This is a genomic window from Myxococcus sp. XM-1-1-1 (assembly GCF_020037095.1).
GTDB lineage: Bacteria > Myxococcota > Myxococcia > Myxococcales > Myxococcaceae > Myxococcus > Myxococcus fulvus.
Window position 1 is genome coordinate 1 of record NZ_JAIQDH010000020.1, and the last position, 16,247, is coordinate 16,247.

A 16,247-nucleotide genomic window follows, 5' to 3' on the forward strand; every position below is an offset into this window, starting at 1 on the left:
GACGCCGCAGGCGAAGACGCGGGCCCACCCAACGCACCAGCTCGACGCAGTCCTCATCCCTCACCGCGACCTCCTGCGCCCCCGATGGAACCCCTCGCGCCGCAGGCTCGCTCAGCGCCTCAGCCCGACACAGTGGTCCCTCACCGCGGCCTCCTGCGCACCTGCCCTCGCACCCGATGGAAACCCTCGAGCCGCGGGCCCGCCCAGCGCATCAGCCCGACGCAGTCCTCACCTCCTTGTGTTGGAAGGTCGTCCGAGAATGTCAGCAGGCCCGGGCGACGGGCGAGCACGGCAGGCCGGGATGTGGCATGACGCTCGGGCGTTTGTGTTGGAATCCCGGAGGAATCTGCCTTGAAGAGACTGACTGCGCTCACCCTGTCGGCGGCCCTGGCGGCGGCCGGCTGCACGCATGGCACCGCGGCCACCGAGCCGACCACCCCGCCCGAGCAGGCCACCGCGCCCGCCACGCCGGCTCCGGAGAAGACCCCGGCGCCGCTGCCCGCGCCCCGGACGTCGGACGTGCTCGCCGGCACCGCCGAGGCCTTCACCGCCGCCTGCACCGCCGACCTCGAGCGCGCCCAGGCCCAAATCACCGCGCTCACGAAGCTGGACGCGCGCAAGGATGCCCAGGCCGTGCTCGCCGCGTATGACGAGGCGACGGGCTCGCTCATCGCCGCCGCGAACCGCTCCAGCCTCGCGCGCGAGGTCCACCCGCTGCCCGCCTTCCGCGACGCCGCCCGCGAGTGCGAGCAGCGCGTGGACGCCCTCAACGTGGAGATCTCCCAGGACCGCGGCGTCTATGACGCGCTGTCCGCGGTGGACCTGTCCCAGGCGGACGGGCCGACGAAGTACTGGATGGAGCGCACGCTGCTCGACTTCCGCCGCGCCGGCGTGGACCGCGATGACGCCACGCGCGCGAAGGTGAAGTCGCTCAACGAGGAGCTGCTCAAGCTGGGCCAGCAGTTCGGCAAGAACATCGCCGAGGGCGTGCGCCAGGTGTCCCTCACGCCCAAGGAGCTCGCCGGGCTGCCCGAGGACTACGTGAAGTCCCACCCGGCCGGGAAGGACGGCAAGGTGGTCATCACCACCAACTACCCCGACTACTTCCCGTTCATGACGTACGCGAAGGACGGCAAGGCGCGCGAGAAGCTCTGGCGCACCTACCGCCAGCGCGCCTTCCCGGCGAACCAGGAGGTGCTCCAGCAGCTCATCGCCAAGCGCCACGAGCTGGCCACGCTCCTGGGCTACGAGTCCTGGGCCGCGTACACCACCGAGACCAAGATGACCCGCACGCAGAAGGCCGCGTCGGAGTTCATCGACCGGCTGGCGGACGCCACCCAGGCGAGAGCGAAGCAGGAGTTCGCGGACCTGCTGGCGCGCAAGAAGAAGGACGTCCCGAGCGCCAAGACGCTCGAGCCCTGGGACCAGGACTACTACGAGGACCGGCTGCGCGCGGAGCGCTTCGGGTTCGACTCGCAGCAGGTGCGCCCGTATCTGGAGTACAGCCGGGTGAAGGCGGGCGTGATGGACATCACCTCGCGCATCTGGGGCATCACCTACCAGCGCGCGGCGGACGCCAAGGTGTGGCACCCGGAGGTGGAGGCCTACGACGTGCTCGACAACGGCACGCTGCTGGGCCGCATCTACCTGGACATGCACCCGCGTGACGACAAGTACAAGCACGCGGCCCAGTTCGACCTGGCGCAGGGCCAGGCCGGCAAGCGGCTCCCCGAGGGCACCCTGGTGTGCAACTTCGCGCGCCCCGGCGAGCTGATGACGCACGACGAGGTGGAGACGTTCTTCCACGAGTTCGGCCACCTGCTGCACGCGGTGTTCTCCGGCAAGCAGCAGTGGAGCGGCATCTCCGGCATCCGCACCGAGTGGGACTTCGTCGAGACGCCGTCGATGCTGCTCCAGCAGTGGGCGGGCAACCCCGAGGTGCTCAAGGAGTTCGCAAAGCACCACGAGACGGAGGCCGCGATTCCCGCGGAGATGGTCGAGAAGCTGCGCGCGTCGAAGGAGTTCGGCAAGGGCCTGTGGGCGCGGCGGCAGCTGTTCCTGTCCGCGGTGAGCCTGGACTACTACTCGCGCAAGCCGGGCTTCGACACCACCGCGGCGCTGGTGGAACAGCAGACGAAGCTCAGCCCGTTCAAGCACGAGCACCGCCCGGGAACGCACTTCGAGCTCGCGTTCGGCCACCTGGATGGGTACTCGGCCGCGTACTACACGTACCTGTGGTCCTCCGTCATCGCGAAGGACCTGGAGACGGAGTTCCAGAAGAAGGGCTACCTGGACCGCGAGACGGCGATGAAGTACCGCCGCACCGTGCTGGAGCCGGGCGGAGCCAAGCCCGCCGCCGAGCTGGTGAAGGACTTCCTCGGCCGTGACTACGGCTTCGAGGCGTACCGCGCCTACGTCGACGCCGGGAAGTAACACGCATCCCCCGGGGAGCCCGTGTCACCATGGGCTCCCCATCCAATGGGTTGACACCTTCCCCACCCTGAAGCCTCACAACAAATCAATTGCAGACATCATCAACGCAGATGTACCCTTCGCCCGCCCATCCTGGGGCAATGAAGAGGGGGACATATGCGTCAAATCAAGTCGCACGTCGCGGCGTCGCTCATGGCGGCTGCGTTGGGGCTGCTTCCCATCGCAGTCTCGCTGACGAGCGCACCTGCGGATGCAATGCATTGTGAGTTCCTTGAGCAAGGGTGCGCCAACAACGGCAACCCTGGCGGGGGTGGCTCCGGCGGAGGGAGCGGGGGCGGCGGGACAGGCACGGGAGGGGGCGGCGGCAGTGACCCCACCTATCACTTCACGTGCCCGGCTGGTTACCAAGTCTACTGCGTGGATTACCAGAACGGCACGGGCCTGCACTGCACCTGCCGCAAGATCGTCACTCCTGATGGCGGCACGCCGTAAGCAAGGAATCCACTGAATCATGAAGGCAACGATGGTACGCCTGACATTGTGCGTGGTTGGCATCACCATCGTTGCCGGCTATGCCACGAACTGGCGATTCGGTGTTCCCCACATCGAGAGCCCTGCCACAGCTGCATCTTCAACCTCAGAGCCAACACCGTCTGTGCCGTTCGGCCCGAAGCCACCTCTCCATGCCGAGAAAGGGGCGGTGCGAGACGCGCGGCGACAAGCATCCTCGGCGACCGTCAGCGCGATTCCAGCGACCCAGCAGGTGTCAGCCCCTCGTCCGTCCGAGCCCTCCTCCACGCCAGGCGCGGACAGCCCTCTCGGCCCCGACCAGCAAGCGGAAGACGCCGCGCTGGCCACCGAATCACGGCGCTGCGCCAACAGCTCTGACTGCCCCACGGGGCAAGGCTGCGTGTTCGAACCTCGCGACAGCATCATGAGCTGTCAGTCCTCCAACTGCGCGCGCGATGAGGATTGTGCCCAGGAAGAGGTCTGCCGGCTTGCCAGCAACGTCTCTTCTGGAGCGCCCATCCATCGCTGCATGTCCTCCGGCACGCGCAAGGAGGGCGAGGCGTGTCACCACCTGTCGAGTGACCTCTCCCAGATGTGCGACAGGGGGCTGCGCTGTGTCCAGGGCAAGTGCGGACGCCCTTGTGAACTGAACACCTTGGGGAGCTGCCCCTCGGGGCAGCGCTGCGTCGCAACACCGGGTGGCCCTGGCTGCATGCCGTCATGTCGTGAAGGGCAATGCCCGCAGGGCCAGGAGTGCCTCGAACTCGACGCCGCGCCGGCATGCTTCACCCGCATCGGAAGAAACTGCCTGGATACGGGGTGCGCGGAGGGTGAGGTCTGTGAGGTCGACGCGCGTCTCGAGGTCGCCATCTTCGAGTGTCGCAAGAGCTGCAGTCCCTTCAAGGCCCACAGCTGTCCCCCTGGGTCCGTCTGTGGTGCCGGCAGCCAAGGCCGTAGTGTCTGCTACCGAGCCTGCGACTTCGGCGAGCAACTCTGCCCACAGGGACAAGAGTGCTACACGGTGACGGAAGACCTCAAGACCTTTGGATGCCGACAGGTGACAGCCCCTCGGGGATGAACCGCATGTCTTGGTAATCGGGTTACCGAAGTCTCCTCGGAACAATTGAAGGAGCCCGGTGGCGCCGGTAGATTGAGCCTCGACTTCGAGGGTGGAGACGCCTCGGTCCGGAGCTCATCTCGATGAAACTGCTGCATGCGTGTGTCCTGGGTCTGTTCGTCACCAGCGGCTGTGCCACGACGTCCGCTTCACGTCAGGCGCCTCCTTCCCTTCCTGACACGGCCGCGCTGGATGCCGAGGTCGCTCGCGCCATGGCGGCGACGGGCGCCAAGGGGCTGGCCATCGCGGTGATTGACGACGGGCGCGTGGTGGCGACGCGGGCCTACGGCGCTCGCAACGCCCAGGGCGAGCCGCTCCAGACGGACACCGTGATGTATGGCGCCTCCATCACCAAGACGGTCTTCGCCTATACGGTGTTGCAGCTGGTGGACGAGAAGAAGCTCCAGCTCGACACGCCCATCTCGCGCTACCTCGACAAGCCGCTCCCGGAGTACCCGGACGAGCAGCGCTACTCGACGTGGTCGCACCTGGCCGATGACGAGCGCTGGAAGCGAATCACGCCGCGCCACCCGCTCACCCACAGCGTGGGCTTCGCCAACTTCGGCTTCCTCGAGCCAGACCAGCGGCTGCGCTTCCACTTCGACCCGGGCAGCCGGTATGCGTACTCGGGGGATGGGCTCATCCTGTTGCAGTTCGTGCTGGAGCGGGGACTGGGACTGGACCTGGGCGCGGAGATGCAGAAGCGCGTGTTCGACCGCTTCGGCATGGTCAACACCAGCATGGTGTGGAGACCGGACTTCGCGAAGAACCTCGCGGACGGGTGGACGATGGAGGGCGCGGTGGAGCCGCACGACGAGCGCAGCACCGTGCGCGCCGCGGGCTCCATGGACACGACCATCGATGACCTGGCGCGCTTCGCCGCGGCGCTGGTGCGCGGTGAGGGCTTGTCGTCACAGTCCTTCGCCGAGCTGACCTCGCCGCAGCTCGCCATCACCACCAAGAGCCAGTTCCCCTCGCTCCAGGCCGAGCTGCCCGTGGAGCAGCGCCGCAAGGACCTGGCCGCGGGGCTCGGCGTGGTGCTGTTCGAGGGGCCGCAGGGGCGCGGCTTCTACAAGGGCGGGCACAATGACAGCACCGGCAACACGCTCGTGTGTCTGCCCGGCGCGCGCCGCTGTGTGCTGATTCTCGCCAACGACGTGCGCGCCGAGAACGCCTTCCCCCAGCTGGTGCGCTTCGTGCTGGGGGAGACGGGCGTGCCCTTCGATTGGGAGTACGGCGACCGGGTCTTCTGGGACGGACGCTGAGCGCTCACGCGCCGCCTTCCGTCTCCTCCGCGAGCGCGGCGTCGAGCTCCGCGCCCAGCGGGTAGATGACCAGATGCCTGGAGGGCTCGCTGCCGTGGCTCACCGCCTCCAGGCGGTAGCGGCTCACCAGACGATGCTGGAGCTTGCGCACGCGGGGCTGGCGCGGTGCGAGCTCCACCAGGACGCCCTCGCGCAGGGCGCGCTGGACGGCGGCCTCGGCCTCGGCCACCGCCTCGCGGACCTCCTCCGCGTCCACGCCCTCCAGCACGTTGAAGAAGCCCTTCAACATCCGGCGCAGCTCCGCGGAGCTGCTGCGCTTCACGGACTCCACGCGCGCGCCGGTCTTCGCCACCACCCGACGCATCCTCGGGTCGTTCGCGTTCGAGCGCAGCGTGACGACGAGGTCCGCCGACTCCAGCCGGCTGACCAGTCGCACCTCCACCGGAATCTCGCGCAGCACCCGCTGCAACAGCTCCCGGCTCACGCCGTGCGGATAGATGCGCGTGGGGCGGGCCGCCGGCGCGGCCCCTTCCTCCTGGGGCTCGTCGACGAACCGCGAGGAGAACCGCGTCTGCCTGGGGCTCGCGGGCTCCGGCGCGCGCGGCTCCGGACTCGGTGCCGGCAGTTCGTCAGGTGGCGGAGTGAAGGGCCCCCCGTGCTCGGGCGTCTCACCTGACACAGAGACGCCCTCGGATGCCGGTCCCTCGGGTTCCTCTTCCGTGCTCGACGCGGCTCTTCCTTCCGGAGCCACCGTGACCTGCCTCGCGGGCTCCACCTCCACGCGCCCCGACTGCGCGTCCTGCCTTCGTCGCTCGCCGCCGACGTCCTTGCCGGCCAGCAGCCGGTCCACCGCCTCCGCCGTGTCGCCGTGCACGCGCACCTCGTCACGGCCCACCATCTCCACCACGATGTCGAACGTGGGCGGCGACTTGCGCTCGCTCACCGTCTTCTGCGTGCGCCTGCGCCGGGCCTCGTCGTCGCTCAGCGTCACCGTCTGCACCCCGCCCACCAGGTCCGACAGCGTCGGGTTCAACACCAGGTTCTCCAGCGTGTTGCCGTGCGCCGTCGCCACCAACTGCACGCCCCGCTCGGCAATCGTCCGCGCCGCCGACGCCTCCGCCGAGGTCCCGATTTCATCCACGATGATGACCTCGGGCATGTGGTTCTCCACCGCTTCGATCATCACGTCGTGCTGCCGGTCCGGCCGCGACACCTGCATCCGCCGCGCCCCACCAATCCCCGGATGCGGCACGTCCCCGTCCCCACCAATCTCGTTGGACGTGTCCACCACCATCACCCGCTTGCCCAGGTCATCCGCGAGCACGCGCGCCACCTCGCGCAGCTTCGTCGTCTTTCCCACCCCGGGCCGCCCCAACAACAGCAGGTTGCGCCCCGAGCCGATGAGGTCCTTCAACATGTCGATGGTCCCGAACACCGCCCGCCCCACCCGCAGCGTCAGCCCCACCACCTGCCCGCGCCGGTTCCGGATGGCCGACACCCGATGCAACGTCCGCTCGATGCCCGCGCGGTTGTCCTCCCCCGGCGCCCCCACCCGCTCCATCACCTGACGCAGGTCCTCCACCCCCACCGGCGTCTCGCGCAGCCGCACCACCCGGTCCACCAGCCGCGCCTCCGGCACCCGCCCCAGGTCCAACACCACCTCCAACACCTCCGAGGGAGCAAGCGCCCCCACCGCCGTCCGCAGCCCCTCCGGCAACACCTCCACCAGCAACAGGAAGTCATCGGCGACGGCATCGACACGCGGTGAGGTCATGGCGCCTCTCCTCTACCGGAACGCCCGGGGCGGCATCCATGCCCCTCCACCTCAACCTGCTCCCTCCACCACCCTCCCGCACGCCCACCAACGGCACCCCGCTTCCCCTCGACCGCCCTCCTCCGACCCATGACAGGGCACTGCCCACCCCCTCACCCTCCCCTCGGGACGGCCCCCGCGTTCACCGCCCACCGCCTCGCGCTGGAGAGGGATTTGCTTCGGCCCTCACCGAACTCCGCCTCGGGCGGCTCGGTGAAAGGGGGAAGGTGCAGTGACTTCCAGGTTTCACGAACGGAGGCGACGCCCCTGGCGCGCCCGCGCGAGCACGGGCCTCCTCCTGCTGCTCGCCGCCTGCAAGGGAGACTCGCTGCCCAAGGCCCGCGTCCTCCCCGAGCCGCCGCCCACCCACGCCGAGGGCTGCGAGAACACCTCCGCGGACCCGGGCCGCGTCACCCTGCACCGCCTCAACCGCGCCGAGTACGACGCCACCGTGAGGGACCTGCTCGGCGACACCACCCGCCCCGCGCGCGACTTCCCCGCCGATGACCACGGCTACGGCTTCGACAACAACGCCGACGTCCTCAGCCTCTCGCCCCTGCTGCTGGAGAAGTACGCCACCGCGGCGGAGAAGCTCGTGGAGAACGCCTGGGCCCAGGGCACCGTGCGCACATGCACCCTGGACGCCACGAACCCAGAGCCCTGCGCACGCGACATCCTCTCGCGCTTCGCCCGCCGCGCCTGGCGCCGCCCCGTGACACCCGAGGAGGTGGACCGGCTGCTCGGCGCGCTCACGCTCGCGAAGCGACACGGAGACCCGCCCGAGGCCGGCGTGAAGCTCGCCCTGCGCACGGTGCTCGTCTCGCCCCACTTCCTCTTCCGCGTGGAGAAGGACCCGCAGGCCACGTCCCTCTCGCCCCATCGGCTGGACGCCTTCGAGCTGGCGAGCCGCCTGTCCTACTTCCTCTGGAGCAGCATGCCCGACGAGGCGCTCCTCCAGGCCGCGGAGCAGGGACAGCTCTCCACGCCCGAGCAGTTGGAGGCCCAGGTGCGCCGCATGCTCGCGGACCCCAAGGCCCAGGCCCTGGTGAGCAACTTCGCCGGACAGTGGCTCTTCACCCGCGCGCTCGCCTCCGCCGAGCCGGACCCGATGCTCTACGGCACCTTCAACGAGGACCTGCGCCAGGCCATGCGCCAGGAGACGGAGCTCGTCTTCCAGGAGTTCCTCACCGGTGACCACAAGCTGCGCGACCTGCTCGACGCGCCGTTCACCTACGTCAACGACGCGCTCGCCGCGCACTACGGACTGCCGCTGCCCGGCAGCGCCACGCCGAAGCGCGTGGACCTGTCCGCGCACCCCGAGCGCCAGGGCATCTTCGGCCACGGCTCGCTGCTCACCGTCACCTCCAATCCGGACCGCACCTCGCCCGTGCAGCGCGGGGTGTGGGTGCTCGAGCAGCTGCTGTGCTCCGCGCCGCCGCCGCCGCCGCCGAACGTCGAGGGACTGCCGCCTCCGGTCAATCCGCTCATGACGATGAAGGAGCGCATGGCGCTGCACCGCAGCCTGCCGCAGTGCCAGGGCTGTCACCGGATGATGGACCCGCTGGGGCTCGCGCTGGAGAACTACGACCCCATCGGCCGCTGGCGGCTCAACGAGGTCAGCGGCGCGCCGGTGGACGCCACGGGGGACCTGCCCGACGGCGCCGTGCTCAACGGTGGCGCGGACATGCGGCGCTTCGTCAAGGAGGACCCGAAGCTGCCCGCGTGCATCACCGAGCACCTGCTCACGTACGCGCTCGGCCGGGGCATGTCCGAGGCCGACGCGTGCGTGGTGCGCGAAATCTCCGCCTCCGCGGAGGCCAGCGGCGGGCGGCTCGTCGACTACATCCTCGCCATCGTCCTCAGTGACTCGTTCACCTCCCGGCGCGGCGACACGGAGGCCCAGACGCCATGAGCCACAAGCGGCCACTCTCCCGTCGAACCTTCCTGCGCGGCACGGGCGCGCTGATGGCGCTCCCGTTGCTCGAGCGCATGGTCTCCACCGCCAACGCCGCCGAGGCGCCCCTGGCCCCTCGCCGCCTGGCCGTCTTCTACGTGCCCAATGGCATCCACATGCAGAAGTGGCTGCCCACCGGCACGGGCGCCTCCTGGGAGCTGACGCCCACGCTCCAACCCCTGGCGGCGGTGAAGAGCGACGTGCTCGTCATCAGCGGGCTCACCAACGACGCGGGCAGGCCCGACGGCGACGGCCACCACGCCGCGGGCACCGCCGCGCTCTTGTCCTGCATGAAGGCCGTCAAGACGGAGGGCACCGACTTCCGCGCGGGCATCTCCATGGACCAGGTCATCGCCCGACACCTGGCCCAGCAGAAGGCCACGCGCTTCGCCTCGCTGGAGCTGGGCAACGACGCGGGGCGCGGCATCGGCAACTGTGACTCCGGCTATGCGTGCCCCTACGCCAACAACATCTCCTGGGCCGGGCCTCGCACGCCCATGGCCAAGGAGGTGCGCCCCAAGGCCGTCTTCGACCGGCTCTTCGGCGGCGTGGACCCCGGCTCCACCCAGGCCCAGGTGGAGAAGCGCCGCGCCTATGGCCTGAGCATCATCGACTTCGTGCGCGAGGACGCCACGGCGCTCCAGAAGCAGCTCGGCGTGACGGACCAGCGCAAGCTGGAGGAGTACTTCACCAGCGTGCGAGATTTGGAGAAGCAGCTGGAGGTCCTGGGGCAACAGGTACCCGTGTGCGGCGCCCAGGTGTCGCCCGTCGACAACGAGGACCCTCGCGCCAAGACGAAGGCGATGATGGACCTCATCGTCCTCGCCTTCCAATGCGACCTCACCCGCGTGGCGACCTTCATGCTCGCCAACGCGCGCAGCAACAAGGTGTACGGCTTCCTCGGGCTCAGCGGCGGACACCATGCGTACTCGCACCACCAGTTCGTCCCGGCCAACTTCGACGCGCTCTCACGCATCGACCGGTGGGAGGTGGAGCAGTACGCCTACCTCGTGCGGCGGTTGAAGGAGAGCCGGGATGCCAGCGGCGCGTCGCTGCTCGACAGCTCGATGGTCTACTTCACGAGCGAGCTGGAGGACGGCAACGGGCACATCCATCGCAACCTGCCCGTGCTCATCGCCGGCCGGTGTGGCGGCGCGGTGGGCACCAACCGACACCTGCGCGCGACGGGCCTGCCCATCGCCAACCTCTACATCTCCATGATGCGGGCCATGGGCGTCCCCGGAATCACGACTTTTGGCTCGGACGGTACGGGAGAATTGCCGGGATTCGGGGGGTAGCGCCCGACCTCGCGGCATGGACGCAAAACGTCACCATGCATGGACGGACGTCCTGACGCATCATCCTCGGCATGCGTCCGTCTTCCGTGCTCCGCGCAGTCGTCCTGCTCCTGCTCGTGTTTCCTCCCGGCTGCGCGTCGGCCTCGAAGTCCAGCGCGCGCAAGGCCGCGCCGCCCCAGCGGGCCTCCGCCAGCGCGCCCCGGGGACAGCAGGCCCGGAGCGCTCCGCAGACCCGGCCCGCGCAGCCCACGGCGAAGGACTTCGCGCGCGACATGGTGGAGGCCCACAACCAGGCGCGCGCCCAGGCGCGGCCCACGCCGAAGCCCGCGCTGCCGCCGCTCGTCTGGTCCGACGAGGCCGCTCGCCAGGCCGCCTCCTGGGCCAGGGCCTGCAAGTTCGAGCACAACCCGGAGCGGGGTGAGTACGGCGAGAACCTGGCCGCCGCCACGCCGGATGCGTGGACCACGCCGCAGGTGGTGAAGAGCTGGGCGGACGAGGTCTCCGATTACGACCACGCTCGCAACACGTGCAAGAAGGGCAAGGTGTGCGGGCACTACACGCAGGTGGTGTGGCGCAAGACGACGGCCGTGGGCTGCGCCACCGTGACGTGCAAGAAGAACTCGCCCTTCGGGGCCGACTTCCCCACGTGGCAGCTGTGGGTCTGCAACTACGCGCCGCCCGGAAATTTCGTGGGACAGCGGCCCTACTGAGACGCGGTGTCGCCGTGGGAGGGTGCGTGGGTGCGTACACCTTCCGGAGGCCCGTGGCGCCGTCGATAATCGCGGGATGAACCGCTCCTCCGTCCGACGTCTGCTGGCCCTCGGTCTGCTCGTGCCCTGCCTCGCCACCGGCTGCGGCTCCGATGATGACAACGATGACGACACGCCTTCGGGGGATGCGGGGACCCCGGATGGAGGGGGCTCGGGCAGCCCGGACTCCGGTACGCCCGACTCGGGCTCCGGGTCGCTGTCGCAGTTCGCGCAGGACATGCTGACGGGGCACAACGCCACGCGGGCCTCCGCCAGGCCCACGCCGAGCCCCGCGCTGGAGCCGCTCGGCTGGGACACGGGCGCGGAGGACGTGGCGAAGGCGTGGGCGGCGAAGTGCCAGTGGGGGCACAACCCCAACCGCGGCCCCTACGGTGAGAACATCACCGCGGCCACGCCCAACTCCATGTCCACGCTGGAGGTGGTGAAGGGCTGGAGCGATGAGGCCGTCGACTACAACTACGCCAACAACTCGTGCGCGTCGGGCAAGCAGTGCGGCCACTACACGCAGGTGGTGTGGCGCGACACGAAGCGCGTGGGCTGCGCCACCGTGACTTGCACGGAGAACTCGCCGTTCGGCAGCAGGTTCCCCACGTGGCAGTACTGGGTCTGCAACTACGCGCCGCCGGGGAACTACACGGGGCAGAAGCCCTACTGAGATGCCAGGGCGCGCAGCCATGCGGAGAGGGTGTCCAGCGCCTGCCGGGACAGCGTCTCCACGGCGGGCGACTCACGCGTGACCACGGCGAGAGCGTGGTCCGCGCCTTCGATGACCTTCACTTGTGCGCGGTCGTTCGCGCCGGTGCGCTTCGACAGCCCCTGGTTGAGCGCTCGCGCCGTGAGCGCGGCGGGGGTCGTCTCGTCGCGCTCGCCCAGCAGCGCGAGCACGGGGCCTCGCACGCGTGGCAGGTCCTCGGCCGCGTCGTAGGACAGCACGTCGCGCCACAGCGGACGCTGGCGCTCCAGGAAGCGCTCCACCGTCACGTCTCCGAGTGACGACAGCGGCGTCACCGCGAGCCAGCGCTTGCGCTTCGCGCGCTGGAAGTGGAAGTCGAGCGTCTTGCGTGCACGGGCCTCGCCGCCGTCCTGGTACAGGCGCGCGTCGTGGAGCACCTCGAGGAACTCGTTCAGGTCCACCAGCTCCGGCCCGGTGAGGCCGCGCTTGCGGCCCTCGTTGCGCATGCGGTGCTGCTCCTGCTTCCACACCGCGCCGGCTCCGCCCGAGATGAGGATGAGGAAGCCCACCTCCTGCGGCGCGCGCGCCGACGCGTTCACCGCGGTCCACGCGCCTTGCCCGAAGCCCATCAGCCCTACCCGAACCGAGGGGCCCAGCCGCTGCCGCAGCAGCCGCACCGCCGCGAGGCCGTCATCCCCCTGCGCCTTCAGCCCCGGCTGGAGAGCGTCTTCGGCAATGCGGCCGTCATCGCCCGGCCTCTTCAGTCCCGGCTGGAGAGCGGCATCGGTGGTGCGCTTGTCATCGCCCTGCGTCTTCAGCCCCGGCGCGCGTGTGGCATCGGTGGCTCGGCCATCACGACCCTGCGCGCTCAGCCCCGTCCCACGTGCGTCGTAGGTGAGCACCGTGAATCCATGCTCCACCAGCAGCGCCGGATAGGGCTCCAGCGCCGCGCGAGAGCCCCGCCCCACGTCGTGCAGCAGCACCACCGCGTTCCTGGGCACTCCCGTCCCCGGCAGCCACAGGGTCGCCGGCAGCTCCGCGCCCTCCACGGACACCGTCACCGCCTCGGTGCGCACCGGCGCCGGCGCGAGCACCATCGGCTCCGCGCTCACCCCCGTGAGCACCAGCTCCGGCGATCGCCACGTGACGCGCGCCTCCGGACGGCTTCCCGCGAGCGCCCACACCCCGGGCTCCCTCGGCTCCAACCGCCAGCGCCGCCGCGAGGCGAAGTCCATCAGGAACGGGGCCGTGCCCTCCCCCGCCACCCGCACCAGCCCTCCGTCCGGCCGACGCCAGACCCCCTCGACGGGGACCGTCGCCCGGGACGCCCAGGCCCCGCTCCCGACGAGCACCAGCCCCAGGACCACCACCACGCTCACACCCAGCCTCGGCACGCCACGCCTCCGATGATTTGACGCGCGCGCGTTCAAGCCGACCCGGGGCCCCGGACGCAACACCGTGTCGCGTCCGGGCTCGCTCGTGTGGACCGCTGGACACTCCCACTCAGCGCTTCAGGTGGTGCTCCAGGAACATCGACGTCTCCGCCCACGCCCTGGCGGCCGACTGCTCGTCGTAGCGCGCCCCCGAGGGGTTCGCGAACGCATGCTCCCCATCCAGCTCGACGATGCGGTGGGCAATCCCCAGCTGGTCCAGCGCCGCGCGGAACTCCGCCACCTTCTCCAACGGAATGGACGCGTCCCGCGTCCCGAAGATGCCCAGCACCGCCGCGCGGATGGTCGACAGCTCGCTCACGTCCGTCACCGGGCTGCCGTAATAAATCACCGCCGCGTCCAGCTCCGGCACCAGCATCGCCGTGCGCAGGGACATGCTCCCGCCGAAGCACCACCCCAGGCTGCCCGTGCGCGTGGCCTTCACGCGCGCGTCCTCCTGGAGGAACTTGTGCGCCGCCACCAGCGTCTGCCCCGCGCGCGCGTGGTCCACCGCCTTCACCAGCGCCAGCGCCTCCTCGGACGTGGTGGCCACCTTGCCGCCATACAGGTCCACCGCCAGCGCCGCGTAGCCGTTGGCCGCCAGCCGGTCCGCCCAGTGCTTGATGTGCGAGTTGAGCCCCCACCACTCATGGAGGACCAGCACCGCCGGCAGGGGCCCCTTCGCGCCCTCGGGCAGGCTCAGGTACATCTTCGTCCCGGCCACCTCCACCTCCTGCCCCTTCAGCTCGGGCGGCGCGTCGTCGCGCAGGGTGTGCATGGCCTTGAACTCCGCCTCGGAGACCGCGCCCGTGGGAGAGGGCTCCCGCCGCACCTCCACCGGCTTGCCCCGCGTGCAGCCTGAGACCAGCAACAACACACCCAACCACAGCAGGTGACGGTGCATGAACGCTCCTTCGCGCCCTGAGGCGCTCGCATGACTGCAAACGAAGAGGGCCGGCAGGGAGCATCCCCGCCAGCCCTCCATGTGCCCACGCTCCAATGACTGGAGCGGGCCGGACTACTTCTTCTGCTCGGCGGACGGAGGCGTCGCGGGGGCGGCCGGCGCGCCAGCGGGGGGGGCCTCGGGCGGCTTGACGATCTCCAGCAGCTCCACCTCGAACACCAGCGCCGAGCCGCCCGGGATGTTCGGGGGCGCGCCGCGGTCGCCGTAGGCGATGTCGGACGGGCACACCAGCTTGGCCTTGCCGCCGACCTTCATCTTCTGCACGCCCTCCGTCCAGCACTTGATGACGCCCTGGAGCGGGAACTGCGTGGGCTCGCCACGCTTGTAGGAGCTGTCGAACTCCGTGCCGTTGGGCAGCGTGCCCTTGTAGTGCACCTTCACGATGTCCGTGGCCTTCGGGGACTCACCGGTGCCGGGGGTGATGTCCTTGAACACCAGGCCGGACTCCGTCTTGGTGGCGCCCGACTCCTTGGCGGCCTCGTCCAGGAACTGCTTGGACTTCTCCTTCTCCTTCTCCGCCTTGGCGGTGGTGCGCGCGCGCGCCAGCTCCTGGAGCTTCGGCCCGTACGTCTCCAGCTCCACCGCGGGCTTGTCGCCCTTCACCTGGGCGTTGAGGCCCGCCTTGACGTACTCCAGCTCCTCCGGAGTCATGTCGAACACGCTGATGCTCTTGCCGATGGACAGACCGAGCGCGTACAGCGTCTTCTGGTCCTCGGTCTGCGGGTTGGCCGCCGCGCCCGCCGTCGCCGTGGCGGTGGCGCCCCCGTCCTTCGCACCCTGCGGCTGGCACGCCGTCAGGCTCAGCATCATCGCAACCAGACACATCTTCCGCATGTGTTTGCCCTTCCTTCGCTTGTGGCCGCGGCGGCGAAAGCGCGCCGCCAATCTCTCGTTCCGGAGGGGCGACTTACTACAGAAACGCGCGTCCTTCCTCTTGGCGCCGCACCGCGACGCCCATCCGCCGCCCTCGTTTCATCCGGGTAGGATATTTCTCCACCCACCATCCCGAGGCCCTACGAACGCGAAGGGACTCCGGGCTCGAGCGTCAACAAGCGCCAGGGCGGCGCAGGTACGCGAGGAGCGGCTCGCGCAGGGGGCCCAGGCGCTTGTAGCCGCTCAGGTCGTCCGGGACGGTGGCGAGCACGCGGGCCAGGCGCTGGCGGCGCTCGGGCGTGGGCACCTCGCCGGCCACCGGGGCCACGTAGGTGTGGATGGTGAAGAGGATGGCGCCCGTCTGGGGCAGGCGGCTCAAGGTCTGCCGCTCCAGGCGCAGGAAGCAGCGCTCCCCGGCGTTGTCGGGCGTGAGGCCCTCGAAGAGGTGGCGCCACTCGGGGAAGGAGCGCGGCTCCATGCACAGCCTGTCGGTGACGGTGACGGCCCAGTTGCAGCGGGTGACGGGGCGGCCCGGCTTGAGGCCCTCCAGCAGCTTCAGCGTGCCGCGGCCCATCTGCTCGGCGAAGCCCGGCACCGGCGCGTGCACCGCGAGCAGGGACTTGCCCAGCTTCTCCCCCAGGCTCCAGCCAGAGGGGAAGCAGAGCTGTCCGGCGATGAGCGGGCAGCCCTCGCGCGTGCCGTCCAGCACCAGCAGGTCCTCCTGCACCTGCCTCCCCACCCAATCCAGCGGCGCGAACGGCAGGCCGTCCTCCTGGCCCGGCGTGAAGGAGGCCGCGTCGCCCGTGAGCGTGTTGTGCCAATGCCAGCGCCCGTCGTCGTCGACCCGCAGGGTGAACGACTCCGGTGTCTGCTCGGCCATGCGCGACAGCAAGAGCCGCAACACCTCCCACTGCTGGGGCCCGGTGCCCGGCTGCGCCTGGAAGCGCGCGTGCGGGTCCTCGCCGAGCAGCGAGGCTTTCAACGCCAGCTCAGCGCGATAATGCGCTGCGTCTACCTCGATGAGTGTTTCACCGGGACGCAAGGCGCGCACTCCAAGTGCCATGGCGTAGGCGTCCTGCTCGAAGGGGAAGTAGGGCAGCACGTGGACGAAGCTCCGACCCGAGAAAAATACAGCCTGCCATTCCTT

The 16,247-nt window shown here is 69.9% G+C and carries 11 protein-coding genes; 6 read left to right on the forward strand and 5 right to left on the reverse strand.

Annotated elements, in window-relative coordinates; all coding sequences use genetic code 11:
- The first annotated feature begins 351 nt into the window (after positions 1-351).
- Together K8640_RS30910 and K8640_RS30915 are read left to right on the forward strand one after the other, a co-directional pair.
- Complete coding sequence (locus K8640_RS30910) at positions 352-2,433, forward strand: M3 family metallopeptidase (RefSeq protein WP_223750365.1); 2,082 nt, start codon at positions 352-354, stop codon at positions 2,431-2,433.
- Positions 2,434-4,143: 1,710 nt separating this feature from the next.
- Positions 4,144-5,325 carry a serine hydrolase gene (locus tag K8640_RS30915; RefSeq protein WP_223750366.1) on the forward strand — a complete coding sequence of 394 codons (1,182 nt, stop codon included), beginning with the start codon at positions 4,144-4,146 and terminating at the stop codon, positions 5,323-5,325.
- A gap of 4 nt (positions 5,326-5,329) precedes the next feature.
- Here the strand turns inward: K8640_RS30915 and K8640_RS30920 are convergent, their stop codons facing one another.
- Positions 5,330-7,099: a R3H domain-containing nucleic acid-binding protein gene (locus K8640_RS30920; protein WP_223750367.1), complete on the reverse strand. Its 1,770-nt coding sequence runs from the start codon at positions 7,097-7,099 to the stop codon at positions 5,330-5,332.
- A 271-nt stretch (positions 7,100-7,370) separates the two neighbouring features.
- Between K8640_RS30920 and K8640_RS30925 the strand changes: the two genes are divergently transcribed.
- The 4 genes from K8640_RS30925 (at position 7,371) to K8640_RS30940 (ending at position 11,815) form a co-directional block, all read left to right on the forward strand.
- Positions 7,371-9,050 (forward strand): DUF1592 domain-containing protein, encoded by a 1,680-nt coding sequence (locus K8640_RS30925; protein ID WP_223750368.1) that lies wholly within the window; start codon positions 7,371-7,373, stop codon positions 9,048-9,050.
- Positions 9,047-10,390 carry a DUF1552 domain-containing protein gene (locus tag K8640_RS30930; protein WP_223750369.1) on the forward strand — a complete coding sequence of 448 codons (1,344 nt, stop codon included), beginning with the start codon at positions 9,047-9,049 and terminating at the stop codon, positions 10,388-10,390. The genes K8640_RS30925 and K8640_RS30930 overlap by 4 nt, the downstream gene beginning before the upstream one ends.
- An 86-nt stretch (positions 10,391-10,476) precedes the next feature.
- On the forward strand, positions 10,477-11,100 hold the full coding sequence (locus K8640_RS30935; protein ID WP_370640417.1) for a CAP domain-containing protein: 624 nt from the start codon (positions 10,477-10,479) through the stop codon (positions 11,098-11,100).
- Between the two features lie 76 nt (positions 11,101-11,176).
- The gene (locus K8640_RS30940) at positions 11,177-11,815 is read left to right on the forward strand and encodes a CAP domain-containing protein (RefSeq protein ID WP_223750371.1); all 639 of its coding nucleotides are present in this window, start codon (positions 11,177-11,179) and stop codon (positions 11,813-11,815) included.
- Here K8640_RS30940 and K8640_RS30945 read toward each other — a convergent pair.
- The 4 genes from K8640_RS30945 to K8640_RS30960 form a co-directional block, all read right to left on the reverse strand.
- On the reverse strand, positions 11,809-13,227 hold the full coding sequence (locus K8640_RS30945; protein WP_223750372.1) for an alpha/beta hydrolase: 1,419 nt from the start codon (positions 13,225-13,227) through the stop codon (positions 11,809-11,811). The two genes, K8640_RS30940 and K8640_RS30945, sit on opposite strands and share 7 nt — an antisense overlap.
- Before the next feature lie 109 nt (positions 13,228-13,336).
- Positions 13,337-14,167, reverse strand: coding sequence for a dienelactone hydrolase family protein (locus K8640_RS30950; protein ID WP_223750373.1), 831 nt, complete (start codon positions 14,165-14,167; stop codon positions 13,337-13,339).
- A gap of 114 nt (positions 14,168-14,281) precedes the next feature.
- Positions 14,282-15,061, reverse strand: a complete 780-nt coding sequence (locus K8640_RS30955; protein ID WP_223750374.1) for an FKBP-type peptidyl-prolyl cis-trans isomerase — start codon at positions 15,059-15,061, stop codon at positions 14,282-14,284.
- Between the two features lie 211 nt (positions 15,062-15,272).
- Positions 15,273-16,202, reverse strand: coding sequence for a DUF3445 domain-containing protein (locus tag K8640_RS30960; RefSeq protein ID WP_223750375.1), 930 nt, complete (start codon positions 16,200-16,202; stop codon positions 15,273-15,275).
- Positions 16,203-16,247 lie beyond the last annotated feature (45 nt).